Source organism: Desulfovibrio sp. DV (assembly GCF_001936595.1).
Lineage (GTDB): Bacteria > Desulfobacterota > Desulfovibrionia > Desulfovibrionales > Desulfovibrionaceae > Solidesulfovibrio.
In genome coordinates, this window is the sequence record NZ_MLBG01000097.1 from 1 (window position 1) to 18,298 (window position 18,298).

At 64.5% G+C, this 18,298-nt stretch carries 17 protein-coding genes and 1 pseudogene; 8 read left to right on the forward strand and 10 right to left on the reverse strand.

Translation table 11 applies throughout. The annotated features are described in order from the left end of the window. Nucleotides 1-58 precede the first annotated feature (58 nt). Both DVDV_RS17220 and argF read right to left on the reverse strand, forming a co-directional pair. Entirely contained in the window at nt 59-1,252 is a 1,194-nt protein-coding gene (locus DVDV_RS17220; RefSeq protein ID WP_075355859.1) for an argininosuccinate synthase, read from the reverse strand. A 22-nt stretch (nt 1,253-1,274) separates the two neighbouring features. Next, a complete protein-coding gene (gene argF / locus DVDV_RS17225) occupies nt 1,275-2,183 on the reverse strand; it encodes an ornithine carbamoyltransferase (RefSeq protein WP_075355860.1) in 909 nt (302 codons plus the stop codon). Between the two features lie 270 nt (nt 2,184-2,453). On the opposite strand from argF, the gene DVDV_RS17230 reads away from it, so the two are divergent. The 4 genes from DVDV_RS17230 (at nt 2,454) to DVDV_RS17245 (ending at nt 6,121) form a co-directional block, all read left to right on the forward strand. Next, the gene (locus tag DVDV_RS17230; RefSeq protein ID WP_254845431.1) at nt 2,454-2,798 is read left to right on the forward strand and encodes an SH3 domain-containing protein; all 345 of its coding nucleotides are present in this window, start codon (nt 2,454-2,456) and stop codon (nt 2,796-2,798) included. An 89-nt stretch (nt 2,799-2,887) separates the two neighbouring features. Then, a complete protein-coding gene (locus tag DVDV_RS17235) occupies nt 2,888-3,712 on the forward strand; it encodes a GDSL-type esterase/lipase family protein (protein WP_075355862.1) in 825 nt (274 codons plus the stop codon). 44 nt (nt 3,713-3,756) lie between these two features. Next, on the forward strand, nt 3,757-4,914 hold the full coding sequence (locus DVDV_RS17240; protein WP_075355863.1) for a DUF459 domain-containing protein: 1,158 nt from the start codon (nt 3,757-3,759) through the stop codon (nt 4,912-4,914). Between the two features lie 58 nt (nt 4,915-4,972). Next, on the forward strand, nt 4,973-6,121 hold the full coding sequence (locus tag DVDV_RS17245) for a DUF459 domain-containing protein (protein WP_083634814.1): 1,149 nt from the start codon (nt 4,973-4,975) through the stop codon (nt 6,119-6,121). A 35-nt stretch (nt 6,122-6,156) separates the two neighbouring features. On the opposite strand, the pseudogene DVDV_RS17250 reads toward DVDV_RS17245, so the two are convergent. Then, a pseudogene (locus DVDV_RS17250) lies at nt 6,157-7,547 on the reverse strand (sigma-54-dependent transcriptional regulator). Beyond that, the gene (locus DVDV_RS17255) at nt 7,522-9,333 is read right to left on the reverse strand and encodes an ATP-binding protein (RefSeq protein ID WP_075355874.1); all 1,812 of its coding nucleotides are present in this window, start codon (nt 9,331-9,333) and stop codon (nt 7,522-7,524) included. Before DVDV_RS17255 ends, DVDV_RS17250 begins: the two are co-directional and overlap by 26 nt. A 311-nt stretch (nt 9,334-9,644) precedes the next feature. On the opposite strand from DVDV_RS17255, the gene DVDV_RS17260 reads away from it, so the two are divergent. The 4 genes from DVDV_RS17260 (at nt 9,645) to DVDV_RS17275 (ending at nt 14,190) form a co-directional block, all read left to right on the forward strand. Beyond that, on the forward strand, nt 9,645-10,121 hold the full coding sequence (locus tag DVDV_RS17260) for a DUF2318 domain-containing protein (protein ID WP_075355864.1): 477 nt from the start codon (nt 9,645-9,647) through the stop codon (nt 10,119-10,121). A 46-nt stretch (nt 10,122-10,167) separates the two neighbouring features. Further along, nucleotides 10,168-11,334: an ABC transporter permease gene (locus tag DVDV_RS17265; RefSeq protein WP_075355865.1), complete on the forward strand. Its 1,167-nt coding sequence runs from the start codon at nt 10,168-10,170 to the stop codon at nt 11,332-11,334. Nucleotides 11,335-11,354: 20 nt separating this feature from the next. After that, a complete protein-coding gene (locus DVDV_RS17270; RefSeq protein ID WP_075355875.1) occupies nt 11,355-12,053 on the forward strand; it encodes an ABC transporter ATP-binding protein in 699 nt (232 codons plus the stop codon). A gap of 94 nt (nt 12,054-12,147) precedes the next feature. After that, nucleotides 12,148-14,190 carry a methyl-accepting chemotaxis protein gene (locus DVDV_RS17275; protein ID WP_075355866.1) on the forward strand — a complete coding sequence of 681 codons (2,043 nt, stop codon included), beginning with the start codon at nt 12,148-12,150 and terminating at the stop codon, nt 14,188-14,190. Between the two features lie 11 nt (nt 14,191-14,201). On the opposite strand, the gene DVDV_RS17280 is transcribed toward DVDV_RS17275, so the two are convergent. The 6 genes from DVDV_RS17280 to modA form a co-directional block, all read right to left on the reverse strand. After that, nucleotides 14,202-15,221: a DUF1566 domain-containing protein gene (locus DVDV_RS17280; protein ID WP_075355867.1), complete on the reverse strand. Its 1,020-nt coding sequence runs from the start codon at nt 15,219-15,221 to the stop codon at nt 14,202-14,204. Between the two features lie 89 nt (nt 15,222-15,310). After that, a complete protein-coding gene (locus DVDV_RS17285; protein ID WP_075355868.1) occupies nt 15,311-15,763 on the reverse strand; it encodes a C-GCAxxG-C-C family protein in 453 nt (150 codons plus the stop codon). Between the two features lie 205 nt (nt 15,764-15,968). Beyond that, nucleotides 15,969-16,217 carry a FeoA family protein gene (locus DVDV_RS17290; RefSeq protein WP_075355869.1) on the reverse strand — a complete coding sequence of 83 codons (249 nt, stop codon included), beginning with the start codon at nt 16,215-16,217 and terminating at the stop codon, nt 15,969-15,971. A gap of 42 nt (nt 16,218-16,259) precedes the next feature. Next, nucleotides 16,260-16,511: a FeoA family protein gene (locus tag DVDV_RS17295; RefSeq protein WP_075355870.1), complete on the reverse strand. Its 252-nt coding sequence runs from the start codon at nt 16,509-16,511 to the stop codon at nt 16,260-16,262. A 122-nt stretch (nt 16,512-16,633) separates the two neighbouring features. Beyond that, the gene (locus DVDV_RS17300) at nt 16,634-17,323 is read right to left on the reverse strand and encodes a molybdenum ABC transporter permease (protein ID WP_083634815.1); all 690 of its coding nucleotides are present in this window, start codon (nt 17,321-17,323) and stop codon (nt 16,634-16,636) included. A gap of 100 nt (nt 17,324-17,423) precedes the next feature. Then, a complete protein-coding gene (gene modA / locus DVDV_RS17305) occupies nt 17,424-18,143 on the reverse strand; it encodes a molybdate ABC transporter substrate-binding protein (protein WP_075355872.1) in 720 nt (239 codons plus the stop codon). Nucleotides 18,144-18,298: the final 155 nt, after the last annotated feature.

Consider the following 18,298-nt stretch of genomic DNA (forward strand, 5'->3'; position numbering starts at 1 on the left):
ATCCCCCCGGCGGGGTGCAGGGGCAGCGCCCCTGATTCTCTTTCTCTTCCCTACTACGCTACTGACCAAGGCCGCGCAGGCGCAGGCCAACGAGGCGGATAAAGCCCGTGGCGTCGGCCTGATTGTAGACTTCATCTTTCTCGAAGGTGGCCAGCTTGGGATTGTACAGGCTGTTGGGCGATTTGCGGCCCAGCGGATAGGCCTGTCCTTTGTAGAGCTTGACCCGCACCGTGCCGGTGACGCGCTCCTGGGCCTGATCGATCATGGCTTGGAGAGCCTTGCGTTCCGGGGCATACCAGAAGCCGTTGTAGACCATCTCGGCGTATTTGGGGACAAGGCCGTCGCGCAGGTGCATGACTTCGCGGTCCAGGCAAATGCCTTCGAGATCGCGGTGGGCCACATGCAGGATGGTGCAGCCCGGGGTTTCGTAGATGCCGCGCGACTTCATGCCGACGAAACGGTTTTCCACCATGTCGATGCGGCCGATGCCGTGCTTGCCGCCCAAGGTATTGAGTTTTTTGATGAGTGCAGCCGGAGAGAGCTTCTCGCCGTCAATGGCCACGGGATCGCCGTGTTCAAAGTCGATGGTAATGACATCGGCCACGTCAGGGGCTTTTTCCACGGGCACGGTGAGCAGATAGGTGTCGGCGCTCGGCTCGTTCCAGGGGTCTTCCAGTTCGCTGCCCTCAAAACTCAAGTGCATGAGGTTGCGGTCCATGCTGTGGTCCGAGCCCTTCTTGTCCGAGGGTACGGGAATGCCGTTGTCCTTGGCGAAATTGAGCAAATCCGTGCGCGAGGCAAAGTCCCACTCGCGCCAGGGGGCGATGGTGCGCAGGTCCGGGGCCAGGACGCCGGTGGTCAGTTCAAAGCGCACCTGGTCGTTGCCCTTGCCGGTCGCGCCGTGGGCCACGGCCTGGGCGCCCTCGGCCCGGGCCACTTCCACCAGCCGCTTGGCGATAAGCGGCCGGGCGATGGAGGTGCCAAGCAGATAGCGGCCTTCATAGACGGCTCCGGCCCGCAGCATGGGGAAGATGAAGTCCTTGGCGAATTCCTCGCGCAGGTCGTCAATGTAGGCCTTGGTCGCGCCGGTGCGCATCGCCTTGTCTTCCAGGCCGTCGAGTTCCTCTTCCTGGCCGAGGTCGCAGGTGACCGTGACCACGTCGCAGTCGTAGGTCTTTTTGATCCATTTGAGGATGACCGAGGTATCGAGGCCGCCGGAGTAGGCGAGAACCACTTTCTTGATGCTGCTCATGACGGTGTTCCTTGTCATTGGGCTAGTTGCCCTGGGTGAAAATCCATTCGAGGATGGCTTTTTGGACATGCAACCGGTTTTCGGCCTCGTCCCAGACAATGGAGGCCGGCCCCTCAATGACGGCGTCGGTAATTTCCTCGCCCCGGTGGGCCGGCAGGCAGTGGAGCACCTTGGCTCCGGGCGCGGCCTTGGCCAACAGGGCGTCATTTATCTGATAGCCGGCGAAAATCTTGACCCGTGCGGCGTGTTCGGCTTCCTGGCCCATGGAGGCCCAGACGTCGGTATAGAGATAGTTTGCCCCGGCAGCAGCCTCGGCCGGATCGGCCACGACCGTGACGTCGGCCCCCTGCTCCCTGGCCTTGGCCACCACGGCGGCGCTTGGCTCATAGCCGGCCGGCGAAGCCACGGCCACCTTGATCGGGAAACGGGCGGCGGCGTTAATAAGCGAATGGGCAATGTTGTTGCCGTCGCCGACATAGGCCAGCTTCAGGCCGTCGAGACGGCCGGAGTGTTCACGCATGGTGAGCAGATCGGCCATGATCTGGCAGGGATGGTAGGCGTCAGACAAAGCGTTGACTACCGGAATACTGCCGTAGTTGGCCAGGTCTTCGAGCTTGTCATGGCCAAAGGTGCGCACGATCAGGCAGTCGGCGTAGCGCGACAGCACCCGGGCGGTGTCGCGGATGGGTTCGTCGCGACCGAGCTGGGAGTCGTTTTGGGTCATGAAAAGCGGCCAGCCGCCGAGATGGCGCACGGCCACCTCGAAGGAGACACGGGTGCGGGTGGAGGCTTTTTCGAAAATAAGGATGCAGGTTTTGCCATCGAGGAGCTTGCTGCGGTAGTCTGCAGCCTTCATGGCGGCGGCGCGATCGAGGATGCGGCCGGCCTCCTCGGGGGTGAAATCCAAAAGCGTGAGCAAATGATGGGGCATGGCAGTATCCTTGCGGAGCGACTTCCCAGAATTGGTAAAAAAGGGGACGTTACTCTCCAAACCATGAACTTGTAAAGCGCCGGACGGTGTGCGGACGTCTCCCGCTCCAGCGCGTTGACCGGGCCTCGCTTCGGGTGATAGATAGGGCATGGTAGGTACTCTTTTCCCGTCCCGACCGCCCGCAGTGGCGGTCTCGGACGGCAGGCCCGGGCGAGCGCGGCCCTAACGGCGGGAGGATATTTCATGAAGGCAATGCGTGGACTTTGTTTGTTGCTCGGACTCACAATGCTCGTGGCTGTTTCCGGATGTGTGGTGGCTGCCAGGCCGACCGTCTACGTGCCGCAGCCGGCCTGCCCGGAAGGCTATTATTTTGCGTCGGGCTATGGCTGCCTCCCCCTGCCCACGGGCGTGGTGGTCCCGGCTGACGGCGTCTTTGCCGTGGTCAACACCGATGGCCTGAGCCTGCGCTCGTGCGGCTCCACCAAGTGCGGCATCATCAATTCGCTCAGTGCCGGCGAACAGGTGCAGGTGCTTGGCCAGGAAGGCGGCTGGACCCACGTCTGGGCTTACGCCCGTGGCCAGGAAGGCTGGGTTTCCACCCGGTATCTCAATTAGCCGCCCAGGCGCGGGGAGCTTGGGGCCGGCCCGGGACGGCCCCTCCCTGCGTCTGGACAAACCAGCAGGCCGCGTCTATACCGCAGCGGATGCGATATTCTTCGGCTCGTCCTTTCGGCGGGCGCACCACCCATACCCTGCAGTCCGTCCTGTCCGCCGCAACACTGGTTTGCGTCCTGGCCGCACCCTGTTTTCTGCCGGCACACGCCTGGGCCAAAAAACAGTCCAAGGCTGCGCCGGCCGACGTGGCCGCTACGGACACTTCGACCCAACCAACGGCCACGGCCGGGTCCCTGGCCGCTTCGGCCCAGGCGGCCTGTGCCCCGAAAAAGGTCCTTATTGTCGGCGATTCCTTTGCCGTGGGCCTGGGCATGACCATGGAACAATCCCTCAAACCGCGCGGTCCGGTGGCCCTGGCCAGCCGGGGCAAGGTTTCAAGCGGACTCAACACCCCGAAATTCTACGATTGGGAAAAGGCCCTGGGCGAATTTCTGACCGAGGAAAAACCCGAAGCCCTGGTGGTCATGCTTGGCGGCAACGACGCCAAAAACGGCAAGGGCACCCCGGAGTGGTCCAAGGATTTCCAGGCCAAGGCGGCCCGGTTCCTGTCCATTGCCGCCAATCACAAAGTCTCGGTCGTCTGGGTCGGCCTGCCGCCCATGCGGGAGAAGACCTTCAGCCAGAAGGCCTGGACCGCCAACGAGGCCATGCGTTCAGCCTGCCTCACGGCCAAAGGCTGCCGGTTCATCGACTCCTGGGACCTTTTCGCGGACAATGCCGGCAATTTTTCGGCCAAAAAGCCTGTCGGCGGCAAAGCCGTGTCGCTTCGCGGCAAGGACGGCGTGCATTTCAGCGCGGCCGGCTGCAAGCTTCTTACCGACCGCATCGTCACGGGCCTGACGGCCGCGCCCTGACGGCCCTCCGACTTCGCCCCTAACGCCCGGATACGTCGAAACCCATGAGCTGGAAAAAAGCCTGCCTTGTTTACTTGATAGCCTTGGTCGTAACCATGCTGGCCAACATCGAGAAGGTGTCGGTCTGGGTGGACGACCGTCTGGCCGATGGACCGGCCTCGGAAACGGCCCGGCAGGTGCGCCGGGTGCGCAATCTTTGGCGTGAAACCGGACTGGCGGCTTCCTGGCGGCAACTCGACTGCGCCATGGCCGTCTATTACGATGAGACCTATAAAAACAATCTGGCCTGCCGTGAAGAGCCGGCCTCGGACGCGGCGGAAGCGGCCCTGCGCGAACGCCTTGATCCCAACCAGCCACTGCTGAAGCCCGACGAGCCTATTGACGCCGACAGCCTGCTGGCCGTCCTGTCCCCGCCAAGGTCCCCCCTGGCCGAACCAGGGGATGAAGCCGGTCCGGCTCCCGCCACCGGCATCAAGGCTGCTGCGCCCGACCCGGGTCTGTCCGGACAGACCCTGACCCAGGGCAAAGCCCCGGCCCCGCGCAAGATACTGGTGGTCGGCGACTCCCTGGCCATCGGCCTGTCCCTGTCCCTGCGGCGCAGCGTGGCCGAACTCGACAGCGTGGAACTTATCGAGGAAGGCAAGGTCTCAAGCGGCTTGGCCAATCCCAAGTACTACGACTGGGGCAAGGCCCTTCGTGTCTTTCTGGACAAGTACAAGCCCGATGTCGTGGTGATCATGATGGGAGCCAACGACGCCAAATACATCAATGTCAATGAGAAGCCCCGGCCGCCGGGAAGCCCCAACAAGACCTGGCCGGAAGTCTTTTCCATGCGGGTCGAGGATTTCCTTTCCGCCCTGCAGGAAAAAAATATCCGAAACTACTGGATCGGCCTTCCGGTCATGGGTGATGCGCCCTATGCCCGGCAGGTCCAGATCATGAACGACATCGTCATGGCCGAGTGCGCCAAGTTCAAAAACAGCCGTTATCTCGACACCTGGAGCCTTCTGGCCGACGACCAGGGCAACTACTCCACCTTTTTGGCCAACGAAAAGGGTGTGAAGATCAAGGTTCGGGCCAACGACAAGGTCCACTTCACCGTGGCCGGCGGCGATATCCTGGCCCAGACCTTCCTGACGACCCTGGCCCGGGATATGGAGATTTCACCCAAAAAACAGGCCGCCGCAGGAAAGCCCCAATGACGCGCACCACTGTGCCGCCCTCCTCTTGGGCAGCCCGGTCCCTGCCGGCGCAAACCGCATGACCGATCTGCCCCAAGCACCCTTTCCGCCAACCGGTCCGACGACTGGGGCCGGGGCATCGTCCCGGCCGGGGCGGCCGGGACGCCTGTTCGCGACGGCAACCCTGGCCGCCCTGGCCTGCCTGCTCGGCACGGCCTGCGGCCAGGATGATCCGCCAAAAGTCACACCGCCTGCCGCCGCCCCGGCAACCGCCCCGGCCCGGGCCGTTGTGCCCCCGGATGCTGCAGGGAGTCGGCTGGCGGCAGTCAAACGTGTCCTGGTAATCGGCGATTCCCTGTCTATAAGCCTTGGCGAACAGCTCGAACACGCCCTGGCCGGCGTGCCCGGCCTCGATTTCACCCGGGATGGCATGCGCTCGACCGGGCTGACCCGGCCGGACCTCCTGGACTGGCCGGCCCGTCTCAAGGAACTGGCCGCCAAAAATCCGCCGGATGTGGCCATCATCATGATCGGAGCCAACGACGTGATGCCGATAGCCGCTTCTGACGGCAGCCGGGTCTATTTCGAAAATCCCGGTTGGGTCGACGCCTATGCCGCCAAGGCCCGGGAACTGGTGGACATCTGCCGTCAGGCCAACCCGGCCGTGGCCATCGCCTGGGTGGGCGTCCCGTCCATGGGCGAGGGTTCGCTGGCTGCCGGGGTCAAACAGGTCAACGCCGCCCTGGCTGCCATGTGTGCGGCAGCGGGCTGCCGCTTCATCAGCACCGAAGCCGCTTTTTCCGACCCTGAGGGCCGCTTCACCCGCCACGCCCGGGATGTGGCCACCGGCGACGCCGTGCCCCTTCGCACCGCCGATGGCGTGCATCTGACCGATACCGGCTCCAGGCTGCTGGCCGGCGTCGTCCTGGAAGCCCTGGCTGCGCCGGAGCAGTTGCCGCCAAGCGCCGGGATCAAGGAACTGCGCGCCCAGGCCCGGGATATGCGCGCCGTGGCCGATGAACCGCGCCATCAGCCGGCGCGGGAACCTGCTGCCAAAACCAAGGTCCGGCCGAGCAAGAAGACCTATGCCGTGCGAAGCGGCGACACCTTTCTCACCATTGGCAAGCGCATGGGCCTTGACCCCGACGACATCGCTGCCGTCAATCCCGGAGCAGACTCCAGACGCCTGAGCATCGGCCAGACGCTGCGCCTGCCGGTCAAACGCTGACCCCGTCCCGCAGCCTTCCCGCCGGGAAAACGCGCCTACTCTTCGCCGTATTTTTTGAGTTTTTTGTGCAACGTCGCCCTGGTGATGCCAAGCACCCGGGCGGCTTCGCTTTTGTTGCCGCCGGTATCGCGCAGGGTGGCCAGGATGACTTCGCGCTCCACGTCGTCAAGGGGCATCCCGGCCAACCCGGCCAGATCGGATGGCCCGACCGTCCCGGCCAGCCCCGGTGACGGGGCGGCATGGCCGGCAGCCGTGTCCCGCAGGCCGGCCAGGGGCAGTTCCCGCTCGGTGACGTATTCGCCAACCGACAAAATGACCGCCCGCTCCACCGCGTTTTCCAGTTCCCGGACATTGCCCGGCCAGGGGCAGCGCAGCAGCTGGTCCATGGCCGCCGGTGTAAAGCCCTTGATGCGTTTGCGGTTTTTTTCGGCAAAGCGCGTGAGGAAATGCTGGGCCAGAAGCGGGATGTCCTGCACCCGGTCGCGCAGCGGCGGCACGGTCAGGCTGACGACGTTTAAGCGGTAATAGAGATCTTCGCGAAACCGGCCGGCTTCCACCTCTTTTTTCAGGTCCCGGTTGGTCGCGGCCAGGATGCGCACGTCCACGCCGATGGGCCGGTCGCCGCCCACCCGCTCGATCTCGCGCTCCTGAATGACGCGCAAGAGCTTGGCCTGGATGGCCGGGGCGACCTCGCCAATCTCATCGAGAAAGATCGAGCCTTTGTTGGCGGCCATGAAGCGGCCTTCCCGCCGGCGCTCGGCTCCGGTAAGGCCCCCTTTTCGTGGCCGAAAAGCTCCGATTCCAGCAGAGTTTCCGTCAAGGCGGCGCAGTTGACGGCCACCAGCGGCCCACTGGCCCGGGGGCTGCCGCTGTGCAGGGCCTTGGCCACCAGCTCCTTGCCCGTGCCGGATTCCCCGGTCACCAGCACCGTGGCCTCGGTCGGAGCCACCATGGCGATCATGGAAAACAGTTCGCGGATGGCCGGGCTTGTGCCGATGATTTCCGGCCCGCCGGCCCCCGGGCCAAGCTTCTGGCGCAGGCTGACGTTTTCCCGGGCCAGACGCACGTGATCCAGGGCGCGCTCCAGGGTCAGGCGCAACACGTCCAGGTCAAGGGGCTTGGTCAGGTAGTCATAGGCCCCTGACTTGAGGGCCGAGACAGCCGTTTCCACCGAGGAATAGGCGGTCATGATCAGCACCGGCACGGCCGGATTGTATTCCTTGATCCGGGCCAGGGCCTCCATGCCGCCCATACCGGCCATGCGCACGTCAAGGAGCACCGCGTCAAAGGGCTTTTCCCGGACCATGGCCACGGCCGCGGCCCCATCGCCGGCCCCGGCCACGCCGTAGCCCCAGCCAGTGAGCACCGTGCGCAGCATGGACAAATGCCCGTTGTCGTCGTCAACCACCAATATATTCGCCAGCATCGCTGTCCTCCGCGTTTTGCCCGGCGCCGTCCCCGGCCACCGGCAGCAGCACCATGGCCGATGTGCCGCCCTGAGGCCGGGCCGTCAGCCGGATTTCACCGCCATGGGCTGCCACGATCTTGTGGGCGATGGGCAGTCCCAGGCCCGTGCCCTGGGCTTTACTGGTGAAGTAGGGATCAAATATCCGATCCCGGTCAGCCGGATCAATGCCGCTGCCGGTGTCCGTCACTTCCAGATAGGCCCGGCCGTCGGCCGCCACCCCGACGCCAAGCCCCATGACGCCGCCGGTGTCCATGGCCTGGACGGCGTTGAGGCACAGGTTGAGGACCGCCTGGGCCAGCCGGTCGGGATCGGCCAGGACCTCCGGGTCACCACCGGACGACTCCTGGGTGATGGCCACGCCCCGGGCCAGGGCGTCTGGCCGGATGAGGCGGGCGGCGTGGCCGGCCAGATCGGACAGCCGCACCGGCCGGCGTTTGAGGTCTGAGGGGCGGGCGAATTCGATCAGTTCCGAGATGACGCGATTGAGCCGGTCCACCTCGCGCACCATGATCTCGGCGGCTTGGCGGTCCTCGCTGCCCGGGGCGAACTTGGCCCCGAAATAGGCGGCATAGCCCCGGATGGAGCTGAGGGGATTTCTGATCTCATGGGCCACCCCGGCGGCCAGATTGCCCACGGCGGCAAGCTTCTCCCGGCGTCGCACCTCGGCTTCCAGGCGGCGGACCTCGCGCAGGTCGCGCAGCACGACAAGGGACCCCACCGGCGTCCCCTCATCGGTGCGTACGGCCGAAACCGATACCCCGTGGGCCACAACCGGGCCGCCGGCCAGGGAAATCTCCATTTCGCGCTCATCAGTCGGCGGATTTTTAAGCACCTCCGGCGGCAGCACCGCAGACGCCTCCCGACCGATCAGCCCGCCCTGGGCCACGCCGGCCAGACTCTCGGCCGCGCCATTGGCCATGGCCACCCGGCCGTCAGGCCCGACCAGGACCAACCCCGCCGGCATGGACGCCACCACTTCCGAAGCCAGGGCCGTGGTCTGTCGCAAGGCCCGACGCTGGGCCCGGTAGCTCTGGGCCAGAAACAGGCCCAGGACCCCGCCAAGGCCGAGAATGAGCACCACCGAGGCCGTCACCAGCATGTTGTAGAGGTCGGCCCGACGGGCAGCCTCGATGGGAGCCACGTCCAGGCCCACGAAAATATCCAGCGGCACGCCCCGAAGCGGCCGGGGCATCCCCTTGGCGTCGCAGTCGTCGGTGCACAGGAAATCCCGGTCCTCCATCGGAGGGTGGGCTCTCAAACCGTGCGGCCCCCGGCCCATGGCCGAAGGGACGAAGCGCCGATAGACCAAAAGCGAACGCCGTCCGTCCTCTTCCTCCTGGGCCAGCCGCCACTTCTCCGTGATGTCCGGAGCCAGATCGGCCATGGCCTCAGGCGAAAAAAGCGTCTGGCCGATGCGCGAGGCATCACTGTGGGCCAGAATACGGCCGCGCTCGTCCGTGACGGCGAGATAGAAGATGCCGGGTTGGTTGGCGGTTTCCTCAAGCAGGTGCTGCAGGCGGACCTCCGCGCCAAAGGCCCCGCGCATCCCGGTCCGGGTTCCGGCCTCGAAGGCCTTGATGAGGGCAGCGCCCTTTTCCAGTAAAAGCTCGGTCACATATTGCTTTTCCCGGCCGATATCGATGACGGCCATGACCGTCACCACAGCCGCCAGAATGCCGGCGGCACCAAGAAACAGCAGCGGGGAACCACCGCCGCGAAACGACCATCGTTTGATTAGCTGCAACACGCCTTCGCCTGCCCGCGCCTTTCCGGCGGCTGGTGGATAGAAACGAAACACTGCGTCATTTTTTTATACGCCTCGCCACTGACACTGTCTATAAATCATACACGACAAGACCTGAACATCCCTGGATGCCGGACCAGACCGGAGCTGTGCATGGCCCGTTCCAAGCGCTCCCGGTCGGTTGCCGGACATTTCGGCCGGACCGGGCCTCTTGGCACACCCGTTGCTTGCAGGCCAAAAGCCTACCGGCCTGGTCATCTTTACCCCTGGCCGGTCCAACCCGGACCGCAGCCCCCTACAAGGAACTCCCCATGTCCGTTAAAACTCCGGATTATCTGACGCGTATCGCCTGCGCCTGCCTGACCCTGGCCTTCCTTCTGACCTTGGCCCAACCGAGCCACGCCCTGCTCGGCCTGTTTTCCGGCCCGACCAGCCTGACCCCGGCCGACGGGGCAGTGAGCTTTCCCCTGGCCGACTTGCAGGACGGCAAGGCCCATTTTTATGCGGTCGCCACCGGCGGCAAGGAAGTCCGTTTCTTTGCCGTCAAAACAGCCGATGGCCGGGTGCGCACCGCTCTTGACGCCTGCGACGTCTGTTATCCGGAGAAAAAAGGCTACCGCCAGGAAGGCGACTTCATGGTGTGCATCAACTGCGGCCGGAAGTTCCATCTGACCATGGTTGGCGACGTGCGCGGCGGCTGCAACCCCTCGCCCCTGGCCTCGCACGTGGCTGGCGACGCTGTCCGGGTGAACGTGGCTGACATCGCGGCCGGAGCCGCTTTCTTTTAGCCTTGGCCGGCCATAAACCGTCTGGCTGCAATTCCAGCGAGGTGTTGTGAATATCCTGACCATTCCGCTGCGCAACCTGCGCCGCAAGCTGCCCCGCACCCTGCTCATGGTGGCCGTCTTTTCCATCGGCGTGGCCTCGGTGACGGCCCTGGTCGAACTGTCCAAGGCCGTGGGCGAAAGCCTTGAGGCCAAGCTTGCCGCCTATGGGGCCAACATCCTGGTCAGCCCCAAGACCGAGACCTTGTCGGTCGGCTACGGCGGCCTGACCCTTGGCGACGTGTCCGTGGACATCAAATACCTCAAAGAAGACGAAACCCTGGCCGCCATCACCGGCATCCACCACAAGGACCGGTTAAGCGCCGTGGCCCCGAAATTCGTGGTGCTCACCCGGGTGGCCGATGTGCCTGTTGGCGTGGTCGGCGTGGATTTCACCCAGGAGCGGCTGATCAAGAGCCACTGGTACGCAACAGCAGGGAGCCTGCCCGGCGACCCCTCGGCCCTCCTGGCCGGGTCTGAAGCGGCCAGCCGCCTGGGACTTGCTCCCGGGTCCACTATTGTGGTGGAGGGGAAGGACTTCACGGTTGCCGGGGTGCTCGGCGTGACCGGCTCCGAAGACGACCGGTTGCTCTTTGCCGATCTCCATGCCCTGCAAGGGGCTGCGGGCAAGGAGAACCGGGTCCATTTCGTGGAGGTGGCCGCCCTGTGCTCGGGCTGCCCCATCGAGGAGATCACGGCGCAAATCGCGGCCGGGCTGCCCGGGACCGACATCAAGGCCATGCAGCAGGTGGTCAAGAGCCGGATGATGACCGTGGATTTCGTCAAGCATCTGGCCCTGGCCGTTTCCGGAGTCATCTTGCTGACGGCCTGCGTCATGATCGGACTGTCGGTATTTTCTTCGGTCAACGAGCGCAAAAACGAGATCGGGCTGCTGCGGGCCTTGGGGTTTTCCCAGGCAGCGGTTTTTTTCCTCATGAACCTCGAAGCCCTGGTCCTTGGCGCGGTGTCCGCCGTCATCGGCTATCTGGCGGGCTTTGCCGCCAGCGGCCGACTCATGGCCCTGCTCGACCTCGGGGAGCAGGCTGCTCCGGCCTTTGACCCGATCCAATTTGGGCTCATGTTTGTCGGCGTGGCCGCCCTGTCCAGCCTGGCCTCCCTGCCGCCGGCCCTGGCCGCCGCCCGCATCGAGCCGTCCCAGGCCCTGGTCATGCTGTAATCATTGGAGAATATATGACCATGCTTGTCGCAGACAACGTCGTCAAAGCTTTTGCTACCGATGCCGGCAACGCCCCGGCCCTTCGCGGCGTGTCCCTTGGCATCGCGGCCGGGGAGTTCGTGTGCATCGTCGGCCGCTCCGGCTCCGGCAAATCCACCCTGTTAAATGTCCTGTCGAGCCTGCTTACCCCGGATGCCGGACAAGTGCTCTACCAGGGCCGGGATGTGGCCGCGCTCTCAGCCCGGGAGCGGGACCGGCTGCGGGCCACGGATTTTTCCATGGTCTTTCAGATGCACCACCTGCTCCCCTACCTGACGGCCTTTGAAAACGTGCTGGCCCCGTTTCTCTCGACCATTCGCCCGGTCTCGGCGGACAAGCGCCGCAAGGCCCTGGAGTGTCTGGACCGGGTGGGGCTGGCGGACAAGGCCGAACGACTGCCGGGCCGGCTTTCCGGCGGCGAACAGCAGCGGGTGGCCATTGCCCGGGCGCTGGTGACCGAACCCCGTCTGATCTTTGCCGACGAACCGACCGGCAGCCTCGACGGCGATACAGGGCGCCACATCATAAGCACCCTTGGGGGACTCGTCACCGAGGGCATAAGCGTGGTCATGGTCACCCACGAACCGGCCTACGCGGCCATGGCCGACCGGGTGGTGGAAATCGCCGACGGCCTGATCAGGGGCGAAGCGCGAACCGACGCCCGGAACACAGGAGTATAGCCTGACCCATTTGACAAATTCCGAGTTACGCCCTTAGAAAACCACTGATTTGGCCGATAGTACGGGCCAGGACCTAAGTCGTGGGAGTAACTGCATGCGCAATCTGAAGCTCGGGGTCAAATTGGTCGGCGGATTTCTGATCACCGCCGTCATCACACTCATCGTCGGTCTGGTCGGACTCTCCGGCCTAAACACCGTAACCGATCACCTCCAAACAGTGACCGACGTCAACCTGCCGTCTGTACGCGATCTCCAAGCAATTAAAATTGCAGGAGAAGCAGTTCGAGTCGCCCAGCGTTCCCTGCTCATCCCGGGACTTGACGCCAAGGATCGCCAACGCCAGTACGACAATATCGCCAAGTTGCGGGACAGTTATCGCAACTCCTGGGACGAATACGAGAAACTGCCCAAGTCGGCTGAAGCGGAACGGTTGTGGCGCGAGTTCGTCCCGGCCTGGCAGGAATGGGTCAAGATCAACAATACGACGTTCGATCTGGCCCGCCAGTGGGACAAGTCCGACATCGCCGACCCTTCGGCCTTGCGCCAACAGATCGATCTGTTTCGCGGGGACCACTTCAAGCTGTTGTCTGACGCCTACAATCTGGCCCTGAACGGCAAGCCTCTGGCCGGCGGCGACAACGCCGAGCAATGCAACTTCGGCAAATGGCTCGGCTCCACCGGCCGGGCTATAACCAACCCGGCGTTTAAAAAGGCCATCGCTGATCTGCTCCCGGTCCATGAGAAACTCCACCATGGAGTGGCCCGTCTCAAGGAACAGGCCGCCAAAAACGCGTCGCGCGAAGAGCTTCTCGGCACTCTTCGCACAGAGATCCATGATCCCGTGGAACAGACCATCACCCAATTCGCCATCATGAACCAAGAGGTGGCCCGCATCGAGGACATCTATAGCCAGATGCGCCAGGATGCCATGGTCACCGTGCGGGACAAGCAGATCCGCTGTTTCGACCTCCTCGACAAGCTCATGGCCGTCTCTCTGGCCGATGCCGAAAGAGGCCAGGCCGAGGGCGAAAGCGCATCCGCCAGGGCCAGAATCATCTCCCTGTCCGGCATCGGCTTTGGCGTGGTCATAGCCCTGCTGCTTGGCATCTTCATTTCCCGCATGATCACCCGGCCCATCCTGGTCGGCGTGCGCGCCGCCGAAGGCCTGGCTGCCGGCGACCTCAACCAGACGATTGATATTGAGCAAAGAGACGAAGTGGGCGCGCTGGCTGCCGCCCTGCGGCATATGATCCAGAAACTGCGCGAGGTGGTCGGCGAGGTGCAGTCCGGGGCCGAAAACGTGGCCTCGGGTTCCGAAGAACTCTCGGCCACCACCCAGAGCCTGTCCCAGGGGGCTACGGAACAGGCCGCCAGCGTCGAGGAGATTTCCTCGTCCATGGAAGAGATGGCCGCCAATATCCGGCAAAACGCCGACAACGCCAAGCAGACCGAACAGATTGCCCTGAAAACAGCCGAAGATGCCCAAAGCGGCGGCGATGCCGTGGCCAAGACCGTGTCGGCCATGAAACAGATCGCCCAAAAAATTGGCATTATCGAAGAAATTGCCCGCCAGACCAACTTGCTGGCCTTGAATGCCGCCATCGAGGCGGCCCGGGCCGGGGAACACGGCAAGGGTTTTGCCGTGGTGGCGGCCGAAGTGCGCAAGCTGGCTGAACGCAGCGGCAACGCCGCCGGGGAAATCAGCGAGCTGTCTTCCTCCAGCGTCGAAATCGCGGAAAAGGCCGGCGACCTCCTGGCCCGCATCGTCCCCGACATTCAGCGCACGGCGGAACTCATTCAGGAAATCACCGCCTCAAGCGTTGAGCAGAATTCCGGGGCCGAGCAGGTCAACCGGGCCATCCAGCAACTCGACCAGGTGGTGCAGCAAAACGCCTCGGCCTCCGAGGAAATGGCTTCCACCGCTGAAGAGCTTTCCGGGCAGGCCCTGCAGCTTCAGGATACCATCTCCTACTTCCGCCTGGACAACATGGTCCGTCGCCAGGCTGCGCCCAAGGCTCTGGCCGCGTCCGGCCGGCCGTCCCGCCCCGCAGCCCGGAGTCCCCGGCCCGCAGCCGGCAAGAAAAACGGCATAGCCCTGGACCTTGAGGCCGACGACAACGCCTTCGAACGCTTCTAGACTCGCGTTCGTTACGCCAGCGGCCCGCGAACGGGCCAGACCAGGAACTCCCTGGCGCTTTTGATGCCCACGCCCACTGCTCCCTTCTGGAGATAGAGGGCGTGGGCCCAATTGTTTTCAAAGGCGCTGGTGGTCGAGGACCAATAGGCCTCGCCGACGCCGGAAAACGGATGCCCGTCAGGCAGGGCCGGATGGCTGCGCCCGGCGTCAACCAGGGACTCCAGCTCGTTTATCGTGGGCAAACGCCACCCCCCGTCGCCCAGTTGGCGGCAATGGGCCAGGGCCTGTTCCCAGGTAGCCACCCCGCCGGTGCCATCAGCCCGCGCCGCCCAGATAAGGCCGGTCAGCCGGTCGTGGACAGCCTCTCCCCGGGCCTCGAAACGCGGACTGGGCCACGGCGTCCCGGATCGGATCTCACCGTCCTGGCCCGTCCCGGCGCACGGGACTTCCCGGCCAAGACTGTCGTAGCAGCGCTCCTGGCCGGTTTGCGGCAGGCGAAAACGGCCGGCCACGGGCCAGACCAGACAGTCCTGGTCCTTTTTCCCGTAAAACATCCGCCCGCCTTCCAGATGGACGTACCAGGCATAGGCCGGAGCCGGGGCGGCCGTGGTGGCGCTCCAGTACCAGCCGGTAAAAACATGTTGGAAGGGATGCCCCGGCGGCAGGGCCGGCCGGGCCGCGCCATACGAGATGAGGCTGCGCAGTTCCCGGCGATTGGGGAGCCGCCAGTCCGTGCGGCCAAGCAGGCCGTCCCGGGCATAGCCGGCAACCAGGGCCAGGGCTTCGGACCAGGGCCGGGGAAAGCCCGCCAGACCGGCATCGACCGGCCACAGCAACCCTGTGGCCTGATCCCTGGCCAGCCCTTCGGATGCGAGCGCAAACCGGGGACCTCGGCCCTCCGGCCGGGCCGCGGCGAAGGCCGCGTCCTGGCCGCTGCCCGGGCAGGGGACAGACGTGCCTGCCGTGTCATGGCACTGCGTCTGGCCGGTGGAGAGCACGGCAGTGGCCGGCCAGACAATGCACTGGGTCATGAAAGGCCTCCTCCCCGCCTTTTCCGGCAGGCCGTTTCGGCGGAATGCGGGACAGCGCCTCCCGGACCGGCGTGATCCGCACCGGTCTTTCAGCTTTTCAGCATAATCTCCAGGATGGCGGCGGCATCGCTGACGAGTTTGACGCATATCGTCTCAAACCGCATCTCCCGGCGGGCCTGTTCCAGACCCTCGGGGACCGACGGATCAAGGCCGATCAGGTCGCGGCAGATCAACGATCCATGGCGGTCGATGAACTGGTCGTAAAATTCCCTGGCCCGGGCATAGGTCGCCGCCTTGGCCGCAGCTGCGCCCGGCCCGCCGCCGCCGCCAGCCAGCCCAAGGACCATCACCGCGCCTGAAACAGCCCCGCAGGCCCCGCCCCGGGCCATGCCCACGCCAAAGCCGGTGCCCAGGCGAATGGCCGTTGGCACGTCGAGTCCCAGGCCCTCGGCAAAACCGGCCAGCACGGCCTGGGCGCAGTTGCACCCCGAGGCAAAGTGAGCCACGGCAATTCTGGAGACATCGGAAGCATCCTGAACCATGGTGTATTCTCCCCAGGCGGTGTGCCTTCAAACGGTCACACCCGCACGTTGTTGCCGCAGTACCCGACTCCGAGGCCACTCGGCAATGGGCAAAAGGGGCCACGAGGAAGACCGTGGCGGACACGATACAAAAAAACCGGCCGCCACAAGGACGACCGGTCATGTTTTCGTAGGAAAATGGGGAGGCCCACCGGCTGCAGGGACTCTACAACGGCGTGACAGTGATAAAGTCGGCCTCGCTGTTGCGAAGCGTCAGCGTGAAGGCTTTGAGGCGCAAGGCCACCGGATCGCGAAGCGGTGCACGGCCGATGATGGAAATATCGGTCCCCGGTACGAGGCCCATGTCGCGAATGCGCCGGCCCAGTTCGCCTGCAGCACCCACGCTGCAAATCGTGGCCCGCTGCCCGACCTGCAACTCCCGCATTCCGATGCACTTCTGGGGCGTCTGTTCCATAGTGCTCCCTCCAAACCTTCGCCAAATCCGACCGCCTGAAAATCAGGCTGCCGCAATCTCACCCCGGTCGAGCCGGCCGAAGACCTTTTGCGCCAGACCGTTGCCCAGCGTGAAGCTGCAGCCTCTGGCCCGCAGACACACCGGCCCGCCGCAGCAGGAGGTGATCTCCACCACCGTGCCCGGGGTGATGCCCATGGCGCACAGCCGTCCCCTGGCTCCGGGACAGTCGCACAGTGACTCGACACGCACGCGGCTGCCGACTGGAAATGTGGAAAGCGATCCGAGCGGGGCCATGGCTTTCTCCTTGCCTGTCCCCTAGGTAATGGAATTGAGAATGATTGTCAAGCTCTGGCATTATTTTTTTGCCATGCTCGACACCAAACCGTCATTTGGAGGGCGATCTGTAGCGGATGCGGTCAGCCTTTCCCGGTACGTTTGAGCAGAGAGGTCAGAAGCAGGGAGACGCCGGCCAAAAGACCGGCCAGGAATCCGGCCCGGCCGTATTGGCCGGAGAAGACTGCGTTGTATATTTCCAGGGAAATCGTGTTGGTGCGCCCGATGATGTCCCCGCCAAGAAGCAAGCTCACGCCGACCTCGCCCAAGGCCCGGCCCGTGGCCAGAAACATCCCGGCAGCCACGCTTTTGCGGCAATGGGGTAGAACCACCCGGAGAAAGGTCGTTGGCGCGGACTTGCCAAGCACCGAGGACAGTTCCACCAGCAGCAGCAGATCCCCCCGCACCGCTGCCTGGACCGGGCGCACCATAAGCGGCAGCCCGGAGACCACGGCGGCCACCACCAGCGCCGGGAAACTGAAGATGAGTTCGACGCCGGTCAATTGGCGCAACGGACCGCCCACAAGCCCGTTTCGGCCAAGCAGCAACAACAGAAAAAAACCCACGGCCATGGGCGGCAGGACCAGGGGCAAGGAAACCGCCACATCGAGCACGGCCACAAACCGGCCGTGTCCCCGGCCCAGCAGATAGCCCAGGGGCACGCCGATGAGAAACAGGAGCGGCAGGGCCACGGCCATGACCCGAAGCGTCAGGACAATGGAAAAGGCCACTTCAGGATTGGCCGCTGCCGCTGCAAAGGATTCGGGCATTATCCCTCACCCAAACAGATACGCATCCGTCTGACGACGAGCGGTGGTACAGCGGCCCTGCCCGCGCCGGAGTCCGGCTTCTGCCACGAGCAAAAGCAGTCCACTACAAGCCGTGCCGCCCGATGATGCCCCGAGCCTCGGGACTGGTCAAAAAGGCTGCAAACGCCTTGGCCCCGGCAGTATTTTTGGCCCCGCCGAGGCTTACGGCCACGATCTCGATGGGGGCGTATTGGGACGGGTCGATTTCCAGAAAGCCGCCGATGGAAGCCCCGGCATCCAACACGTCGGTGCGGTTGACAAAACCGGCGTCCACCTCGCCGCTTTGCAGGTAGGCCGTGACCTGGGGAACGGTGGCGACCACCAGGAGCTTGCCGGCAACCACCTTGTCCAGACCGGACTTTTCCAGATACTGGCTCGCCGCCTTTCCGTAGATGGCCTTGGCCGGGTCAGGCATGGCCAGCCGGGCCACACTCGGTTTGGCAATATCGGCCGGCGCGGCAAGGCCGTTCCCCTTGGGCCAGGCCACCACCAGCACGCCCCGGCCAAGCGGCGACAGGCTGTCGATGGGCAGGCCCATAGACTCCAAAAAACCCTTCTCACCAACGATAACGTCAACAGCCCCGCTGCTTTTGGCCTGGGTGGCCACCTGCCCCATGTTGCCGAAAATAAGTTCGGTCTTCATGCCGCTGGCCGTTTCAAAGGCCTTGGCCAGTTCAGTCACGGGTTTCTTGTAGCCGGCCCCGGCGGCAATGGTCAGGGGTTCGGCCAGGGCCGGAACAGCCAGGGTCAGGGCAAGAAGACACATCCAGACAATACGACGCATGCCATACTCCTTGGTGATTTACGGCGGAGCCCTGCCCCGCCCCTGTCATGACTCCAGGCCCGGCCGGGCGGCCGGGGGACGAAGCGTGAGAAAAGAGCAAGAGAGCCTCCCGGGCGGCCGGGGGACGGATGATCCCCCCGGACCCTGCAAGGGAG